The following is a 560-nucleotide window of genomic DNA, read 5'->3' on the forward strand; positions in this document are numbered from 1 at the left end:
CCACCGGCACGCAGGCTCAGGCGGCCGTCCTGGCCGAGATGCCGCACCGACAGTTCCTCGGCATCGAAACCGCCATTGCTGTAGCGCGCCTGCCCGTGCATGTTGTCGAAGGCCAGCTGGAAGCGCTTGTCGACCAGCTTCACGCCGGCCAGATCGACCGTGCCCTGCAGATGGCCGCCCCCTTCATCGTGGTGCAGCGGCTGCAGCAGATCGAACGTCACGTGCGCAGGGCCGGCAGCGCTGAGATTGTCCAGGGTGTCGCCGTAGTCCTTGTGCAACGGGCTTTGCCGCAGCATCGCCAGCAGCCTGCCGGCCTCGCTCTGCGCGTCGGCGCGCACATACAGGGGCTGCTGGCCGAAGTCGGCAATGCCCGCTTCGAAGGTCTGCACCGCCACCCCGGCCAGATCACCGCGTCCGCGCATGTCGAAGCCGGGGCCGATGAAGGCGATATCGGCATCGACCTGGCTCATCAACGGCCAGTCGTGCTGGAAGCGGATCTCACCCTGGGTGATGTGGCCGGTGGCCTCGAAGCGGCCATCGTGGTTGTCGAACGGCCAGTC

1 protein-coding gene is annotated in these 560 nt (G+C 67.3%); it reads right to left on the reverse strand.

The window, feature by feature from the left end:
• Positions 1–560, reverse strand: a 560-nt coding sequence (locus tag C9414_RS20920) for a YhdP family protein (RefSeq protein ID WP_219909138.1), incomplete at both ends; no start/stop codon positions are given.

Origin of the sequence: Bacillus sp. Nf3, from assembly GCF_003028545.1 — a bacterium.
In the GTDB taxonomy this organism is placed as follows: domain Bacteria; phylum Bacillota; class Bacilli; order Bacillales; family Bacillaceae; genus Bacillus; species Bacillus safensis.